General features: G+C 45.2%; 14 protein-coding genes. 6 read left to right on the plus strand and 8 right to left on the minus strand.

What is annotated here, in order from left to right:
- Positions 1-9 precede the first annotated feature (9 nt).
- Positions 10-1,689, plus strand: coding sequence for a methyl-accepting chemotaxis protein (locus ACHZES_RS14035; protein ID WP_395549304.1), 1,680 nt, complete (start codon positions 10-12; stop codon positions 1,687-1,689).
- 86 nt (positions 1,690-1,775) lie between these two features.
- Here the strand turns inward: ACHZES_RS14035 and ACHZES_RS14040 are convergent, their stop codons facing one another.
- The 4 genes from ACHZES_RS14040 to ACHZES_RS14055 all read right to left on the minus strand — a co-directional run bounded on the left by ACHZES_RS14040 (position 1,776) and on the right by ACHZES_RS14055 (position 8,252).
- Complete coding sequence (locus tag ACHZES_RS14040) at positions 1,776-2,303, minus strand: shikimate kinase (protein WP_154526828.1); 528 nt, start codon at positions 2,301-2,303, stop codon at positions 1,776-1,778.
- Positions 2,300-2,938: a flavin reductase family protein gene (locus ACHZES_RS14045; RefSeq protein WP_051835393.1), complete on the minus strand. Its 639-nt coding sequence runs from the start codon at positions 2,936-2,938 to the stop codon at positions 2,300-2,302. Before ACHZES_RS14045 ends, ACHZES_RS14040 begins: the two co-directional genes overlap by 4 nt.
- 13 nt (positions 2,939-2,951) lie before the next feature.
- Positions 2,952-4,622: a putative manganese-dependent inorganic diphosphatase gene (locus tag ACHZES_RS14050; protein ID WP_154526830.1), complete on the minus strand. Its 1,671-nt coding sequence runs from the start codon at positions 4,620-4,622 to the stop codon at positions 2,952-2,954.
- A gap of 342 nt (positions 4,623-4,964) precedes the next feature.
- On the minus strand, positions 4,965-8,252 hold the full coding sequence (locus ACHZES_RS14055) for a DUF5107 domain-containing protein (protein ID WP_395549303.1): 3,288 nt from the start codon (positions 8,250-8,252) through the stop codon (positions 4,965-4,967).
- A gap of 162 nt (positions 8,253-8,414) precedes the next feature.
- Between ACHZES_RS14055 and ACHZES_RS14060 the strand changes: the two genes are divergently transcribed.
- Positions 8,415-9,263, plus strand: coding sequence for an AraC family transcriptional regulator (locus tag ACHZES_RS14060; protein ID WP_038284986.1), 849 nt, complete (start codon positions 8,415-8,417; stop codon positions 9,261-9,263).
- A 54-nt stretch (positions 9,264-9,317) separates the two neighbouring features.
- Here ACHZES_RS14060 and ACHZES_RS14065 read toward each other — a convergent pair whose 3' ends face one another.
- From ACHZES_RS14065 to ACHZES_RS14075, 3 genes are all read right to left on the minus strand, one after another.
- A complete protein-coding gene (locus tag ACHZES_RS14065) occupies positions 9,318-10,376 on the minus strand; it encodes an arabinose ABC transporter substrate-binding protein (protein WP_395549302.1) in 1,059 nt (352 codons plus the stop codon).
- Positions 10,377-10,443: 67 nt separating this feature from the next.
- Positions 10,444-11,430 carry an ABC transporter permease gene (locus tag ACHZES_RS14070; RefSeq protein ID WP_395549300.1) on the minus strand — a complete coding sequence of 329 codons (987 nt, stop codon included), beginning with the start codon at positions 11,428-11,430 and terminating at the stop codon, positions 10,444-10,446.
- Positions 11,430-12,935: a sugar ABC transporter ATP-binding protein gene (locus tag ACHZES_RS14075; protein ID WP_038284980.1), complete on the minus strand. Its 1,506-nt coding sequence runs from the start codon at positions 12,933-12,935 to the stop codon at positions 11,430-11,432. The genes ACHZES_RS14070 and ACHZES_RS14075 overlap by 1 nt, the downstream gene beginning before the upstream one ends.
- Before the next feature lie 361 nt (positions 12,936-13,296).
- Between ACHZES_RS14075 and ACHZES_RS14080 the strand changes: the two genes are divergently transcribed.
- The 4 genes from ACHZES_RS14080 (at position 13,297) to ACHZES_RS14095 (ending at position 17,195) form a co-directional block, all read left to right on the plus strand.
- Positions 13,297-14,394, plus strand: coding sequence for an aldose epimerase family protein (locus tag ACHZES_RS14080; protein WP_395549299.1), 1,098 nt, complete (start codon positions 13,297-13,299; stop codon positions 14,392-14,394).
- Between the two features lie 96 nt (positions 14,395-14,490).
- On the plus strand, positions 14,491-15,180 hold the full coding sequence (locus ACHZES_RS14085) for a Crp/Fnr family transcriptional regulator (RefSeq protein ID WP_154526840.1): 690 nt from the start codon (positions 14,491-14,493) through the stop codon (positions 15,178-15,180).
- A 126-nt stretch (positions 15,181-15,306) separates the two neighbouring features.
- Positions 15,307-16,005, plus strand: coding sequence for a DUF542 domain-containing protein (locus ACHZES_RS14090; protein WP_395549298.1), 699 nt, complete (start codon positions 15,307-15,309; stop codon positions 16,003-16,005).
- A 2-nt stretch (positions 16,006-16,007) separates the two neighbouring features.
- Positions 16,008-17,195: an MBL fold metallo-hydrolase gene (locus tag ACHZES_RS14095; RefSeq protein WP_395549297.1), complete on the plus strand. Its 1,188-nt coding sequence runs from the start codon at positions 16,008-16,010 to the stop codon at positions 17,193-17,195.
- A gap of 56 nt (positions 17,196-17,251) precedes the next feature.
- Here ACHZES_RS14095 and ACHZES_RS14100 read toward each other — a convergent pair whose 3' ends face one another.
- Positions 17,252-18,196: an ROK family glucokinase gene (locus tag ACHZES_RS14100; protein WP_395549296.1), complete on the minus strand. Its 945-nt coding sequence runs from the start codon at positions 18,194-18,196 to the stop codon at positions 17,252-17,254.
- Between the last annotated feature and the right edge of the window lie 3 nt (positions 18,197-18,199).

Consider the following 18,199-nt stretch of genomic DNA (forward strand, 5'->3'; position numbering starts at 1 on the left):
GAATATTGTATGTTAAAAAAACGAAAGGTAGGAAACCGGCTGCTTACTGCATTTCTCATCGTTGTATTGTTTTCAGGCTTAGCCGGAACCATCGGGATTCTGCTCATTCGGACCGTTAATGAGAAATATCATGCTGAATTGCAGGATTATGGATTTGCCCAGGGCGATATCGGAAGCCTGGGACAGGCGTTTCAGGCTCACCGCGCCACAATTTTATACATAATATTTTCGGAAGATCCTGCTGAAACTGCCCATCAAAAGGAAATCCTAAACAAACAAATTGAAGTGATAAATGAGAAAATGCAGCTGGTACAGGGGAAGATGAAGACAGACCCGGAAAAGAAGCTTTACAGCGAACTTACAGAAAAGATGAAATCCTATGAGGCGATCCGCAGCCATACCATTGAGCTCGCATCAACATCTCCACGGGAAGCCATGACTATGTTCCGAAGTCAAGCAGCTCCTCTGGCATCGGAGATTGCAGATACGATCAATACTATGCTATCAGATAAGTCCTCAACCGGTGATTTAAAGTCTGCCGAACTCTCCCGCCAGACCTCCATATTCATCGCAATTATGGGCACCATCATCCTCATTTCCATTGTTACATCCATCATCATTGCAATCGCCATTACTAGGGGGATCACTCATCCTATTGACGAACTGAAAATGGTTGCGGACCGGATGGCCCAGGGTGATTTAAAATGCCTTCTGAATTATCGTTCGGAAGATGAACTGGGACATCTTGCAGATAGCATGAGGACGATGATGGGGCGTCTATCCTACTATATGGATTATATCTCCACCACCACAGGCCAGATGGCCCAGGGAAACTTTGATATTCCCTATGACCCGGAGGAATTTAAAGGGGAGTTCCGTTCCGTACAGCTCTCCATACAGAATCTTACTGACTCCTTAAATGATGTCATGGCTAAAATAACCCAATCTTCGGACCAGGTGGCATCAGGGGCAGAACAGGTGGCAAGCAGTGCCCAGGCCTTAAGTCAGGGTGCTACCGAACAGGCATCCTCTATTGAAGAACTGGCCGCCACCATCAATGATATTTCCAATAACATAAACCACAATGCGGAGAATGCAAAGGAAACAAACCAGCAGGTGAGCAATACCGCATCAGAGATGGAATTTGGCAGAACTCAAATGCAGGATCTGACTAATGCCATGGAGGATATCAGCAATGCATCCTCAGAAATAGGAAAGGTAATCAAAACGATAGAGGACATCGCCTTCCAGACCAATATCCTGGCACTTAACGCAGCGGTAGAAGCAGCAAGGGCAGGAGAGGCAGGAAAAGGCTTTGCAGTTGTGGCAGACGAAGTCCGCAACCTGGCTAATAAAAGCCAGGAAGCTTCCAAAAATACTACCGCATTAATTGAACACACCCTGGCATCCATTGAGACTGGAAATCATATTGCAAAGGAGACTGCAAAATCCATGGACCGCATTGTCCAGTCTTCCAAAACAGCGGCAGACTTGGCATACCAGATCTCCTCTGCATCAAAGGATCAGGCATATGCAGTAGCCCAGGTAACTCAGGGAATTGACCAGATATCAAGCGTGATTCAAACCAATTCCGCCACATCAGAAGAAAGTGCTGCCGCAAGTCAGGAAATGGCCGGACAGGCTCAAATGCTAAAGCTATTAATTGGAAAATTTCAATTAAAAATCTAAAACAAAAGGTGTCCAAAAGCCGAAATTCAGCTTTTGAGACACCTTTTATATTTTTCATATATATTCAGGGTTTTGTAAAACGGCGGTTATGTAGTCAAGCCAAACCGTTCCTCCATAATGGATCTAAGCCTGTCTACTGTCTTTCCGGCATCAAGACCGTTTTCATCAATGGTTATGTCCGCATATTTCTCATAATAAGGGACCCGCTCCTCATATAAGTCTCTTAAGGTCATTCCATCCTTTAACACGACTCCCCGGTCAACCAGATTCCCAAGCCGTTCTTCCACACTATCATAGCTAAGCTTTAAATAAACCACTGTACTGATCTCTTTTAGATGCTCCATAGCTTCCTTTCCATAGATCACGCTTCCTCCCGGGGCAATGACGCTATGGCGGACATTAAGGCCGGCATTAATCCTGTTTTCCACAGTCAAAAAGCCCTCCTGGCCCTCCTTTGCGATAATATCCTTTAAAAGGCGGCCTTCCTGCTCCTGGATTACAATGTCCACGTCCACAAAAGAATATCCAAGGCGTTTTGCAAGCAAAACACCCACTGTGCTTTTACCAGAAGCCGGCATACCGATCAGCGTAATGTTATTAAGCTTACTCGTCATTTGTTTTTCCTCCTGCCCGACGGCTTTTTTCCTGCCCTTTTCACAGAATAGCCGAAACTTCCAAGCTTTTTCCCAAGTTCAAAATATTCCCCATGAGAATAGGATATAAGTCCTGCATCGTTTAAGTGGAACTTCCCTTTTTCATCCATGTATCGACTGTTTACGGTCACTCCAACCACCTCTGCTAAAAACAGGTCGTGGCTTCCTAAGTGCTTGATTTCTACAACTTTGCAGGCTATATTCACCGGGCATTCCTCTATTCCCGGTGCTTTTACATGTTCCACGGAACAGGGCGTGAGCCTCATTTCCGCAAATTTATCCACATCCCTGCCGGATTTCACCCCGCAGTAATCGGTAGCCCGCGCCAGATCCTTTGTCACTAAATTTACCACAAACTCTCTGGTTTCTTTTATGATATCATAGGAATGCCGTTCCGGGCGGATGGATATGGACAGCATGGCCGGGGTGGAACATACAGTTCCTGCCCATGCCACGGTAATAATATTAGGTTTTTCGCCTTCCCTCTGGCAGCTCACCATAACCGCCGGAACCGGGTAAAGCATGTTTCCCGGCTTCCAGGTAACCCTGCTGTTATTTACAGGTTTTTTATTTTCATTGGTTTCTTTCTTCTTCATTGACGACAGCCTCCTATTCCTGAACCGCCAGCATAATTCCAGGAATCAGCTGTTTCTTTCTGGATACCACGCCGGGCAGACTCACGATATGGTCTTCCGCCGTCCCTTCTTCTTCCTCTGCGCGGAACGCTCCCACAACCAACTGCTTTGCTCCCTGGCCTTCGCATAACAACACCGTAGATTCTGTGAGAATATTGGTAAGCATGAAGAACATCATGTCCACACCATGCTCTTTTCTTGCTTTTTTCATGTAAGACGGCATCCGATCCTTCAGCTCCTCCAGCTCATTGGCGTTTAAAGAGCTGATCTGTCCGACTCCAAAGGACACCTTCCCAAGGGTAAATTTCTTGAAATCCTGATAAAAGATCTCTCCGTCCGTCTTACCCTTTAGGTTACTTCCTGCCGCGAACATGGAGGACGCGTATTTTTCTACCTGGATCCCTGCAATATCCGCAAGGGTAAGAGCTGCCTTTTTATCAGACTCCGTACAGGTAGGGGAACGGAATAAAAGAGTATCAGAGATAATGGCGCTGCATAAAAGGCCCGCAATCTTCGGCTCAATTTCAACGTTATTTTCCATATACATCTGATATACGATGGTAGCCGTACAGCCTACCGGCTGGTTGCGGAAAAATACAGGAGCAATGGTTTCTACGGTGCCAAGCCTGTGATGATCGATAATCTCCAGGATCTCCGCACTTTCCATTCCTTCTACTGCCTGAGTTTTCTCATTATGATCCACCAGGATCAGGCGTTTTCCTTTTGCACCAAGCAGATTCCGTCGGGAAATCATTCCCATGTATTTTCCGTCCTTATCAAGAATCGGGAAATCCCGGTGGCGTTTGCTTGCCATGACATCTTTTATTTCATCAATATAATCGTCTTCTTCAAAGGAAATCAACCCTTCGGTAGTCATGAAATAGCTGATTGGAATGCTCTGATTTACCAGACGAGCCGCCGTATATGTGTCGTAAGGGGTGGTCATGACCGTACAGCCGCGCTCCTGAGCCAGCTTTTTAATCGTCATGGATACCGCCGCGCCTTCGCAGACAATGATGCAGGCCGCTTCCATTTCAATAGCGCATAGCTGGGATTCATAACGGTTCCCCAGGATCACTAAGTCGCCCTTGGAAATGTAATATTCCATCATATCCGGATTAGCCGCCGCAATAAGGACCTTTCCATGATTGAAATATTCACTCTTTGCTCCAACTACCATGGCCCCTTCTAAGGTTTCCACAATATTTTCATACTGTGTATTTGCCTTTGATAAAATGCTGCTGTCGTAAACATTCATATAGGACTTGGCAATGTCGCCTACCGTGATCAGTCCCTCCAGCATCCCATCCTCGGTTACCGTCGGAATGGTGACTACATTTGCTTCCTGCATCAGGTTCCAGGCCTTTTTTAAGGACAGGTTTTTCTTTACCCCTTTTGTTTTACGTATATCGATATCACGGACCTGTGTCTTCACATTTTCCACAAGCTCCGGCGCTTCCACTTCAAAATAATGGAGCACAAATTGTGTCTCCTCGTTGACGTGACCAGCCCTGCCTGGCTGATATTCTTCTCCGGTCAGCTTTCTTTTTAAATTTGCATAACAGATAGCAGAACAGATGGAATCTGTATCCGGATTTTTATGACCTATTACGATTGTCTTTCTGCTCTTATAATTCTCTCCCATACTTTCCTCCTTTTTTCATAATGTGTTTACAGGTCGTTCATATTCCGTTCATATATATTTTTTATACTAAATACATAGAAAATATATGAGTCAAATTGATTTAATCGTCAAATTGCACATAGATTTTTCATAATTGCCCCGATTGCCTGTCAATCGGGGTCTCCTCATTTATGAGGTTTTTTCTTTGTGAAGTATTCCCATTATATCATAATTTAGTAAATTGTAAATAAGAGGTAGAGCCGTTATGGCCATTAAGGAATTTAAAAACCAGGAAATAAAAGAAAAAGGGAGGTTGGGATGTTATTAAAACATCCTTCCTCCCATTGCTTTTCAGACTCTATTCTATATCATATTTAAATACCTGATTGCATTTAAATGAACATGATCCAGCCTTATGGTCTCCTCTAAGGCTTTTTTCGCCCCCTTCATATCTCCAAGCCCCATTTTTCCAAGCCCTATAAGATAGTTGCAATGTGCTTTGTTTTTCTTATCCAGGTCTTCTTCATAAATCAGGAAATCAGGCAGGGATACGGCGAAATATTCGATCTTCATAGGGTCAAACATATGCTGTTCCCCGTAATCGAGCAGCTTATAAAATCTGGCTCTGGCTTCCACCGGTTTTCCCAGCTTTTCCTTAGCCAGCCCCTGGTAATAAATCATATCAGCTGGCTGGTCGTTGTAATACATCATGCCAGCCGGTTCATCCGTTCCCACACCAGCCGTTTCAAAATACGCCCGTGCATCCTCTGTCTTTCCCTGGTTCTCCATGACCACCCCCAGATAATAGTTAATATGATTATCCTTCGTTCCTTCCAGCTTTCCTTCTCCCAGATTTTCCGGATACTTCAAGGCTTTTGTCAGATATTCTTCTGCCGCGCCCCACTCCTTTTCAGCCATAGCCTGCCTGGCCAGTTCCACAAGGGAGACCACATACTGGGCAGTTACCTTTCCTTCCCCGCCTTCCCATGGATGAAACTTGTAGCTCATAATGAATTCATAAGCCTCTCCATATCGACCCAAAAGGTTTAAAAGTGTTGCATATTCAATCATCAGATCATCACGCTTCATAAATACATCTCTTGCAGCTTCATATTTTTCCAGACGTTCTGACGCAGGCATATCCAGCTTTTTATAAAGCTGATCCAATTCCAAAAAGATCCTTGCATCATCCGGGTTTAAGCCATAGGCCTTTTCCATGGCCTCTCTTGCCCTTACCCTGTCCTTTTCCTTGTTATAATAAGCCAGTGATAAATTTCTCCACACGGTTGGGAACCGGGGATTTAACCGGGCGGACTGCTCCCAATAAGAAAGGGCAGTACGGTACTGAAGCTTATCATAATATAAATTTCCCAGATAATAATTGGCGTTGGCTCCTTCCGTATTCCTTTCCGCCGCAAACTTAAGCACTGAGATGTCCTCCAGCTTATTAGGGAAACAGTAATCCGTGCTGCACCCCTCCGCCTGCTTTAAAGCTTCTTTTAAGGCTTCTGATCCGTCTTTTCCCATAAGCTTCAGATAGTAGGCTTTATAGTAATAGAGCATGGGCCATTTCCCGGAACACTGGTGCAAGGTCTGGACGGCTGCTTCGTATGCACCGAATTCCGCATAATGTCTGGCTGCCATTAAGTAGTTTTCGTGAAAGCCTCTGGCCAGCCGGCTTATCTCAAGCCGGATTTCCTCCTGACGCCCCGGCTCCAGGTATGCTGATTCCAAACGGGATATATAATCAAAGGAGTCCACCTTCAAATTCTCCACGATGAGAGCCCCGGCCTCTTCCGTCCTGTCCATCTTGCGTAAGAGATAGACTTTTAAGGCTCTGGCCTTTACATTATGAGAATTTCTCACCAGTCCCTTTTCCACAAGTTCCAGAGCACTTTCATAATTTTCTCTCATGGATTCGATGCAGGAAAGGTAATAAAAGCTCATTTCCTGCTGCTCACCGGACCATGTGGCCTTATAAAAGGCGTCAAAGGCTTCCTCAATCCTGTTCTGATACAAAAGCACCAGGCCCAGATTGTAATAAGGCTCGGAGTCATAAGGGTTGGGATTTTTCCAAACAGCCCGTTTTAATGCCTTCCTGAAATGCTCTTCCGCCTCCTCAAAGCAGCCTCTGCGCATGAGCAGAGAGCCATAGGCATTATTGATGCGGATATCTTCAGGATCCCTTTTTAAGCCCTCTATGTAATATGGATCCGGTCTGTAGGTGGCATGGCGGTACTGCTCGATATGAAGCCCGGTAAGATATAACTCTTCATTTGTCATAATCTTTTCCGGTTTATCGGCTGCTTTTGCAGGGCTTGGAAGCTTTGGAACCTCCTTCTTTAGGGGAGTATAGGAAACCAGCTCCCTTTCGCCGGAAAGTACCTTAAGAGTCAGCCTTGTCTCATCCTCCACGCCGGTATGCAGCGTCTTTTCATAAGTATTGACTGGAGAAAGTAGGGTTGTTTCATCTAGAAGCGTCTCCTTGCCATAAGTCAGCAGAATCCGCGCATCAGAATACTCCTGGGTTCCATATGCGACAATACGAATCTCATTTTCCTTTGTCTCCAAGTTTATGACAGCGTGAATGGATGCATTTTTCACAGGGCCTACGGCTTTATAAGGCATGAAATACTGGGTGAAGGTTTTTTCCTCCATAGGCTTTAACCAGGTGAAATCCGGCTGATTATCCGTGTAAACACCGGTCATCAGTTCAATGTAGGGGCCATCCTCATCAGTCAGATTCCGGTCCCAGGCCTTTCCGAAATCACCGCAGCCCCAGGTCCATTGCTTCTTACCCGGTGAAATGTGATGGTCTGCTACATGAAGGATTCCCGCCCCCACCTGATAATCATAGCCTCCTACAAAGTTAAACTCACTCTTTTCAGCCATGTAAGAGGTAGGTACCGGAATATTCTTATAACGGGAAATATCAATGCCTTCGCTGTAGTCATGCTTATAATAGACTCCCGTGGCAATGGGGAAACGGGATACATCCCTTTTTCCGTGATCCATAACGGCATGGACATCCGGGGGGAAGATGGACTGAGTGTAATCATTGACCGGAACCGCCGGGTTTGCCCACCATAAAAAGGTCTGGGGCATTGGTGTGGGGTTATAAAGCTGGCCCTTTATCTCAATATAAGCCTTTCCGGGATACAGGGTGAAGCTGGCCTCCCCCTTGGTTCCGTACATCTGGTCCACATCGCAGATCCGACAGGTTTTAGAACCATCCTCATGTTCTATCAACATATAGTCCACAGGGGAATAGGTGGTTGGCCGATGGTGCTGGGGCCAGTTAAATTCAATCCCTCCGCTGATCCAGGGGCCGCAGAGCCCTACCAGGGCGGGCTTTATGACGTGGTTGTAATAGACGAAATCATATTGATTCGTTTTGTCAAAGGCCCGCTGGATTCTTCCGCCAAGCTCCGGGAGTATCATTACCTTCAAGTATTCATTTTCCAGCCAGACTGCCTGATAGGCTTTCTCCGTCCTGGTATCATGGATCTTCTCAATGGTAGGATAAGGGTAGATTTTTCCCGAGCTTCCCTGATAAACACGACTCTCCAGAAACATCGGATTTTTATCTGCTTCTCCCACCTCATAAGTGGGTATGACGATGGACTCCTCCCATATTTTTACTGCTTCCATTCTTAGACCTCCTTTTAAGTTCTTGCCTATACTATATAATCTTTTATTATGGTTTTCATTACCTTTAGTTGCTTACTAGTTTACAAAAATTGCTCTAATGCAATTGACGGATCACCGTTTTTTCTCTATAATGATTTCATAAAAAGAAAGGAGGGCCCATATATGCTTTCTACAGAACGCGGGGTCATCTCAGGGTCGGATTATTATGTTTACACGCCCAGTGCCCAGGCGAAAAGAATCTTCTTATATCCCATTAACATGGGACTTTTCCGGTATGAACCCGGCTATTCCCTTCATCGGAATTCTTATGACAGTTTCCTCATCATGTTCATCCGAAGAGGTGAATGCCAGGTAGAAACAGGCGGTCGAGTCTTTCATGCAGGCGGAGGGCAGGTAGTGATATTAAACTGCTTCGAGCCCCACGCCTACTGGACGACAACGGGCTGGGAAGCAGAATGGCTCCATTTTGACGGCATGGGTGCGGCAGGATATTATGATGCAATCTTAGATGGCGGCCCTCCGGTCATTTCCCTGAGGGATACCTACCGTCTGGAAAAATATTTGCATAAAATTTATCTACAGTTTCGGGAGTGCATTTCAATCAAAGAGGCCTTGCTGAACAATTATATTGTTAATATTCTAACAGAGCTTTTGGTCAACAGAGACTTTGAACATTCAGAAAACGTCGCTTCCAGCATCATTGAGGACACCATTGCCTACATCAACGAACATCTGACTGATCCCCTTACCCTGAAGGATTTAGCGGACCAGGCCTCCTTAAGCCCCTTTTATTTCAGCCGGCTGTTTAAAAAGGAATCCGGATTCTCACCGCACGAATATGTGATCGCTGCCAGAGTCAACAATGCCAAGTTTCTCTTAAAATCCCTGGATATCTCCATCAAGGACATCTGCTTCAGTACAGGTTTTACCAGTGAAAGCAGCTTTTGCACAACGTTTAAAAAGGTGACAGGAATTACACCTTCCGAATACCGTTTTTCTATCAGGAACTGAAAAAAGCGCCCCTGCATTGCAGAGGCTGCTTTTTTTCATCACTAGGCAATCGGTTTATTCCGCTGCTTTTCCCATCACTTCCTTGTAATTTTCAGGGGTAACGATCACTGCATCTACGGCTGTCTCCATTGGAACCTCTTTTCCACTGATCACATCGTATAAAACATTGACTGAGCCTGCTCCAACGGAATCAGAGGAAAAATAGGCCGCTGCTTTCATACAGGTTCCGTCAGCTCCCTTGTTGTTCCATTCATCCTTTGCCATATAAGCTCCCAGGCCTACTGCAATTGCATTGGCGTCTAATCCTGCACTCTCCAAAGCACGGACTGCACCGACAGTACCTTCCTCATTGGCTCCCGTTACCAACCACTTCTTGATTTCCGGATGAGCGGTAATGACTGATGTAGCTGCCACATTACCCTTATCCGTGGTTCCGTCATGATCTGCCTTGAATATCCGCTCTTTCGGAAAATCAGGGCAAATTTCCGTAAACTTATCCAGCTCTCCTTCTGCCCTTGGAACACAGGAGGAAACCGTATCCATGGTCAGGATCATTAACCCACATTCCGGATCCCCTGCCAGATTGTTTTTATTGGCATAGTCCGCCAGCCATTGGCCGTTGGCCTGTCCGATTACGTAAGCATTAATGCCAACCCATGGAGCGATTTTTTCTCCCGCATCCGTCTGGAGCGCATCATCGGCCGAAACAATTGGAATGCCAGCTTCCTTACATTTATCAACCACGGCCTGGGACATGGTCTGGTCCGGGATACAGGTAACAATTCCCTTTGCCTTATTTGCAATGGCATTATCAATGGCCTTTAAATATTCTTCCGGATTCATTTTTGCATCCACATAAATAAATTCATCGCCCTTTTCTTCCACTGCTTTTTGAGCCGCCGCTCCTTCGTCAATGAACCATGTCTGATCCCCGGCCTTGTAGATTCCGTAGACAACTCCCTTTGCCCCTGCTTCCGTCTGGGTCCCGCCTGTCGTTGTCTCTGCCGTACCTGCCGTCGTGGTTGCAGCCGGTTTTTCATCAGTAAAACCACTGCAGGCTGTCAACCCCATTGCCATTGCTGCTGCCAAAATAATTGCTGCTGTTTTTTTCATGATTTGTAACCCTCCTGTTTTAATTTTTGCTCTATCTTCAGAAAACCTTCCGGTTTCCCTTGGAACCTTATAAATTTTTCATAGATGCTGCCAGTAAATCCCGCTCTCTCTTCTGCTTTCTCAAATAGTCTGTTGCCAGGGCGAATAAAAGAAGTCCTCCCTTTGCTACAAACTGCCAGAAACTTGGAACATTTACCATAGTAAGACCTGTATTAAAGGACTGGATCAGTATGATTCCAAGAATAGTTCCTCCCATATTTCCCACTCCGCCAATAAACGATACACCGCCCAGAATAACAGCCGTAATCGCGTCAAATTCCAGGTTCACATTAGCCGCCGGCTGGCCGGAATTCATACGAGCCGCGAAGATAACCCCTCCGATGGAGCAGAGGATTCCCATCATCACATAGCAGGTGGTAATGATTCTTTTCGGATTTAACCCGGCAAGTCTGGCGGCTTCCATGCTGCCGCCGATGGCATAAACGCTTCTTCCGAATTTCGTTTTGGAAAGAATGATGCCAAAAATGATGATACAGATCACCATGATCCAAACGGAAAGGGGAATGTTTAAGATTCTGGCCTTTCCCAGGATGAGAAAGGTCCTGTTGCTGATGGAAACCGGCTTTCCGCCGCATATGATATAGGCAAAGCCTCTGATTATGGACTGGGTTACCAGGGTTGCAATAAAGGCCTCCAGATGAATCCGATTTACCATAAAGGCATTGAAAAATCCGATGAGTATCCCACAGCCAATAGTCAGAATCAACGCAACCCCGAAAGGAACTCCCTTGCCTACCAGCAGAGCCGCCATAACGCCGGAAAATGCAGCCACAGAGCCGGGTGACAAGTCATTTTGCCCTGCAATGATTAAATATGTATGGCCCACAGCCACAAGCCCTACAAGGGAAGCCGCCACCAGAATATTAATTAAGTTCGTAACCGAAAGAAAGTTTTTATTCAGAGAGGTAAAAAGCCCAAATACTACAACGATTGCCGCAAGCAGTACGATCTTGTCACCATTTATTTTGATTCTGCTTTTCTTATTTGTTTCCATTATTCCTGTACCTCCCCAATCATACCCAGACTCAGAAGCTTGCTTTCGGTTGCTTCCTCCGCCGCTATTTCTCCTGTGATTCTCAAAGATTTCATGACAATGATCCGGTCCGACAAACCAATCACCTCAGGAAGCTCTGATGATATCAGAATGATCCCCAGTCCCTCCTTGGCAAATTTACAGATCATATGATAAAACTCCGATTTGGCGCCTACGTCAATTCCCTTGGTCGGCTCATCCAAGATGAGCACCTTTGGATTTGTGCTGATCCAGCGGGCCACAATACATTTCTGTTGGTTTCCGCCGGAAAGTTCCACGATCTTTTTGTCAGGAGACGGAGTCTTGATCTTAAAATCCCGGATTCCCTTTTGTGCCAGCTCCTCTTCCTTTTCCCCATTTACAAATCCCAGCCTGTTGGAATTGGTATCCAGCATGGCAATATTCATATTGTCGCTGACACTTAAATTCGAAAGAATTCCCTGGAGCTTTCGGTCCTCCGGCACCAGAACAATCCCGTGCTCCATGGCTTCATGAGGAGAGCGGTTGCGTATTTTCTTTCCTTCCAGATAAATCTCACCACTTTTCACCTCATCTGCTCCAATGACGGCCCTCATAAGTTCCGTCCTTCCAGCCCCTACAAGGCCGGAAAAGCCCAGAACCTCTCCTTTTCGCAGTATAAAGGAATTCTCTTTTACATAATCCGAAGATAAGTTTTTCACCTCCAGAAGTACATCTCCGATCACCTTTTTTCTGTCTAAGCTTCTGTAAATATCTCCCAGGTCACGGCCCACCATCATGCGGATCAGTTCCGCTTCCGGCACCGTTCCTGTCTCCACCGTGGCCACGTAGCGTCCGTCTTTAAAAATCGCCACCTTATCCGTAATCCTCCGAAGCTCGTCCATGCGGTGGGATACATAGATGATAATCTTCCCCTCTTCCTTCAGCTTCCCAATAATCTTAAACAGGGATTCGATTTCTGAATCCGACAGGGAGGCAGTAGGCTCGTCAAAGCAGATCACCTTTAAATTTTCTCTGGAATAGGCCTTCATGATCTCCACCATCTGCTGATAGGCGATACTTAAATCCTTTACCTTTGTAGATGGACTGATGGGAAGACCAAAATCCTCTATGATTTTTTCCGTCATCTCATTTGCCTTGCGGATATCGATGAATCCCATCCTGCTTACAGGCATTCTCCCCAGATAAATATTCTCTGCAACGGATAATTCCAAAAGAATCTGCCGCTCCTGATATATGACGGAAATCCCTTCCTCAATAGCCTCATGAGGAGACTGAAAATGCTTTTCAACACCATCCAGGAGATATTTTCCCCCGGTAGGCTGGTAATCTCCATTAAGCACCTTTAACAGAGTGGACTTGCCAGCCCCGTTTTCCCCTAAAAATGCCAGAATTTCCCCGGAATACGCTTGAAAGGATACCTGGTCCAACGCCTTTACTCCGGGAAAATATTTGGATATATTCTGGAATTCCAATACGCTCCCCATGTCTTACCTCCTCTTTTTTATTCCAGCTTTACGTTTTAATAAATTCATTATATCATCGAACCAGAATTCATCATTATGTAGGCTTGCTCTATCATTGCTAAAAATTGCTCTCATTTAATGCTATCCCTCCTTCCTATATAATGAAGCGGCTTACTTCCGTTCAAAATTTTGCCATTAGTCATCTTTTTTGCCGCAGATCACTCCCGGCTTTTCCTTAAGCGCCTGTTCCATCCGGGTGCTGATTTTCTTGTTCCTATTGCTTTCTCTTGCTCTGTCATTTTGAAAAATTGCTCTTCTATTTTTATGACCTTTCCCTTTCAGGGGCGAATCCTTATACTGGTTTTAAATGGAGGATATGTCTATGAAAATAAAAACCAGAGAATTATGGAATCAGGCTGGAACTGCTTATACGGTTTATGATATGACCACCAGCCTGGGCATGACGGTTTCCGTAATGGCGCTGGGAGCTGCCATTCAACAGATCGCAATAAGAGAGGAAAGCGGCAGAGAGCGGCCGGTCACCTTGGGCTTTGAGGATATGGGACCATATGAAAGCTGTCTCTGCTATGCAGGAGCCACCCTTGGACCTAATGCCGGAAGAATTGGGAAAGCGCTACTCCCTGTAGGACCAGAGATATACCGACTATCAAATAATGACGGGATAAACCAGCTCCACGGAGGGATCAATCATTTATCCTCCCAGCTCTGGCAAGTAACATCTTTGGCTTCCGGTCTAGAGTCGGCCTCCATCCTGCTGTCTGCAGTCCAGCCTGACGGCCTGGATGGGTATCCGGGCAACAGAATCTATCAAGTCAAATATACCCTGGAAGACACCAACTGGCTTACTATAGAGTACACCGCGATGACAGACGCTCCTACCTATATTAACATGTCCAACCACACTTATTGGAATCTTTCCGGTGATTTTTCTGTCTCCGGACTGGAACAAGAGATCCAGATATTTGCCAATAACGTGTGCGTTAATAATAAAGACCATCTGCCGGCAGATATCATACCTGCGGCAGATACCGTCTTTGATTTCCGGTCTTCCAGGCAGCTGCTGTCCCTTATCCGGTCCGCCAAAAGTCCCGTCTGCAAGGAACAGCTTTCCATTGGACGTGGATACAATAACGCCTACATTCTTAATAGAAATCAGACGTTCCGCCCGCTGCGGTCTGTAAAACGTCCTGTAGAGATTAAAAAAGCCTGCATCCTGCGGGATAGGGGAACCGGACGAACCCTGAAAATGATGACAGATGCACCTGCCCTGGTCCTGTATTCAGGGGGATTTTTACCCCGTGGAATGACTTTGTGCGGCGGTGCGCCATCCCTCGCCTCTTGCGCCATTGCACTGGAAGCACAGGATATTCCCGATGTAATGCATTTGCTGCCGGACAATTATCGACTCACCACCCCAAAAGAGCCGTTTTGCAGGACTATCCGATACCATATTTCATAGTGAAAGAGTTTTTTTGCTAATAGCTCGGCTTGCGGAAATGGAAATCCCATAATATAATTATCCATAATACAGACAAATGTCCGAAAGGAGAACGGCATGGAACTTAAGTGTAGCTGCTGTAATAAATTGTGCACTTCAAAAATCCCTCTTTTTGAACCCCTTTCTTTAGAAGAGCAGAAGGAACTGGTATCAAGGGCCCGGCATTTAGATTACAAAAAAGGGGAAACGGTTTTTCATGAATATGACCCGGCAGATAAAATACTGGTCATCCGTTACGGTAAGGTTAAGATCAGCCGCTATTCCCTGGAAGGTAAAGAATACGTTCTTGATATACTGACGGAAGGGGATATCTACGGAGAGCAGAACATATTCGGCGGAAAAGCCTTTGAAGCAAATGCCATTGCCCTGGGAGAATGTGGGGTATGCCTTATCTCCTTGACGGATATTCATGAACTGATATTAAAAAAACCTGAAATCGGAGTTAAAATATTGAACGTGGTTGGGCAGAAGCTGTCAGCAGCAAACGAACTGGTACAGCTATTATCCGTCAACGATGCCAAGGCCCGGGTCGCCGGTTTTCTTTTATTCCGAAGCAGCCGGATCAAGGGAGAAACCATTGAATTGACCAGAGATGATATTTCCGCTTATATTAATGTCAGAAGGGAAACCATAAGCAGAAAGCTTGGAGAACTTCGCAAGGAAGGTGCCATTGAGTTAGAAGGGAATCGTAAGATCCACGTACGAAACAAAGATATTTTAAGAGACACTTTTGAAAATGAAGTATAAAAAATAAAAAGTTTTAAAATAATGATTTAAATCACATTCTTTATTCTTTTTTCCGGATATACTGGCCTTACAAACAAAACAAACATTTCTGAAAAAACAGAGAATCAAGAAAAGAGGAGGAGAAACATGATTACAGGTAAAATGAAAGTAACCGATGTAGTTAAGGCCTATCCGGGAGCTGTTGAGATCTTTAATGATTTTCATATTGATTATTGCTGCGGCGGAAAGGATGAATTGGAAGAGGCTATACAGAAGCTGGGAATCGAGTCAAAAAGCTTTATCGAACTGCTTAACAAAAAGATTGTGAATCAGCCTCAAAAATCAAATAAAGGACAAGTGCTGGCCGTAGAACGGCTGTCAGAAATGGAAGTCCCAGACCTGATTGATTATATTATTGAAACTCATCATTCGAAAGAAAGAATCCTATTATCGGAAATTGATGAGCTGATTAATAAAGTTTTACTGGCTCATTACGAACATCATCAAACACAGCTGGTTCCTTTACATGGGCTTTTTTCAGACTTGAGAAAGGAACTCCAGGAACATTTCGCAAAGGAAGAAAAGCTTATTTTCCCCTATATGAAAAACAGCTTTACTGGAGACAATAACACCGGTTATGTGAAGGATTTAGAGGATGAGCATGAAGCGGCCGGAATCCTGATAAAAGAAATCACAGCCTGCACCAATGATTTTACTGTGCCAGAAGACGGTTGTGCTTCTTACCGCCTGGCATTTAAAAAGCTGCAGGAACTGGTAAACGATGTGTACATTCATATATTCACAGAAAACTCACTGCTGTTTCCAAAATATGAAGGAGGGATTTGAATATGAAAAAACTTGTGAAAAATAATGTTTATTGGGTAGGAATTATGGACTGGGAGCTGGAATCCTTTCATGGAGCCGACTACTCCATTAATCATGGCTCAAGTCAGAACGCTTATTTAATCAGGGAAGAGAAAACAGTACTCATCGATACTGTTTGGAAACCACACTCCACGGAATTTATAGATAATCTGGAAAAAGAAATTGATTTAAAGGAAATTGATTTTATTGTAGCCAACCACGGAGAAGTGGATCACAGCGGTTCCCTTCCTGCATTGATGGAGAAGATACCTGGAACCCCTATTTACTGTACGGCTAACGGGGTGAAATCTCTTACCGGTCAATATCACCATCCGGAATGGAATTATCAGGTGGTGAAGACAGGGGATTCCATTGATATCGGGAATGGGAAGAAACTGGTCTTCGTGGAAATGAAAATGCTCCACTGGCCTGACAGTATGGCTACCTACCTAACGGGGGATAATATCCTCTTTTCCAATGACGCGTTTGGACAGCATTTTGCAGTGGAGGAATTATTCAATGACAAGGCTGACCAGTGCAGGTTGTGGGAGGAGGCCATAAAGTACTATGCTAATATTCTGACTCCGTTTTCTCCTCTTGTGAAAAAGAAAATTGAGGAAATACAGGGACTTAACCTGCCAATCGACATCATTGCTACCAGCCACGGTTCTATCTGGAGGGAGAATCCTTTGCAGATCGTGGAAAAATATTACGAATGGTCCCAGAATTATCAGGAGGATCAAATCACCATTGTTTATGATACCATGTGGGATGGGACAAAACAGCTGGCCCACAAGATCAGCGCCGAAATCGCACAGATTTCACCGGATACCAGGGTGAAGATTTATAACATTTCTAAGGTAAATAAGAATGATATTATGACAGAGGTATTTAAATCAAAAGCCATTGCCCTTGGTTCCCCAACCGTAGGAGGCAGCATCCTTTCTTCTGTGGGAGGGTGGCTTGATTTCCTGAAGGAGTTGAAGTATAAAGGTAAAAAAGCGGCTGTATTCGGATGCTACGGCTGGAGCGGAGAAGGGACAAAGGTCCTTCGGGAACGGCTGACCGATGCCGGCTTCTCGGTTGTGGAGACAGAAGCCAAGTGTCTTTGGAATCCGGAAGAAGCGGACTTTAATAACGCAGCGGAGGTTGCTAGGGCTCTTTGCCAGTAACGTTTAATTAATAAAGGAAAAAAGAGGCGGATTCCTAAGAATCCGCCTTATCATTTTTAATCCAGGATGAGCCTTGCTGCTCCATAAATTCCCGCATCATTTCCCAGCTTCGCCAGGACGATTCCGCTCTTATTTTTGGAAATAGGAGTGTACTTGTCAAAATGTTTGAAAAGTATGTCAATTAAGAATGATCCGGCTTTTGAAACGCCTCCTCCAATAACAAAGACCTCTGGGTCTGTCACCATAGAAATCTGAGCCAGAGCAAGTCCAAGGTAATGGCCTACAACCTCCATGACCTCTAAAGCCAGTGCGTCCCCTTCCTTGGCAGCATCCAGCACATTCTTTGCCGTTACGTTATCACCAAATGTCCTGAGAACGGATGGAGTATCATTTGAAGCCATTTTCCTTCTGGCTTCTCTTGCTATGCCTGTTGCGCTGGCTATCTGTTCTACGCAGCCTACGCCTCCACAATTACAGCTTTCTGTTTCATCATCACGGATATGCACATGTCCGATCTCTCCGGCCAGACCGTGCTTACCGGCAACGATCTTCTGGTCAATGATCACGCCGCCGCCTACTCCGGTGCCCAGGGTGACCATGACGATATCATCATAGCCTTTTCCGCCTCCCTGCCACATCTCTCCAAGGGCTGCAACATTGGCGTCGTTGCCGCTTTTTACCGGGATGCCATGAAGCATTTCACTTAATTCTTTTTCTGGATACATATCACGCCAGCCTAAGTTTACGCAGACTTCTACATACCCGCTAGGCATGACTGGACCTGGGACTCCCAAGCCTGCTCCTTTTACTTCTTCCAGGGGAATATTAAGCTCTTTAAGGGTTTTTAGTATGGAAGCAGCGGTGTCGCTAAGGATGTATTTTCCGCCTTCTTCCTGTCTGGTAGGTACCTCCCACTTATGGATGAGCTCTCCTGTTATTTCAAAGATTCCGATTTTTACAGATGTACCGCCTACATCTACACCGACACATTTCATTCCCATTTT

The sequence above is a fragment of the Lacrimispora sanguinis genome, assembly GCF_044987295.1.
Lineage (GTDB): Bacteria > Bacillota > Clostridia > Lachnospirales > Lachnospiraceae > Lacrimispora > Lacrimispora celerecrescens_B.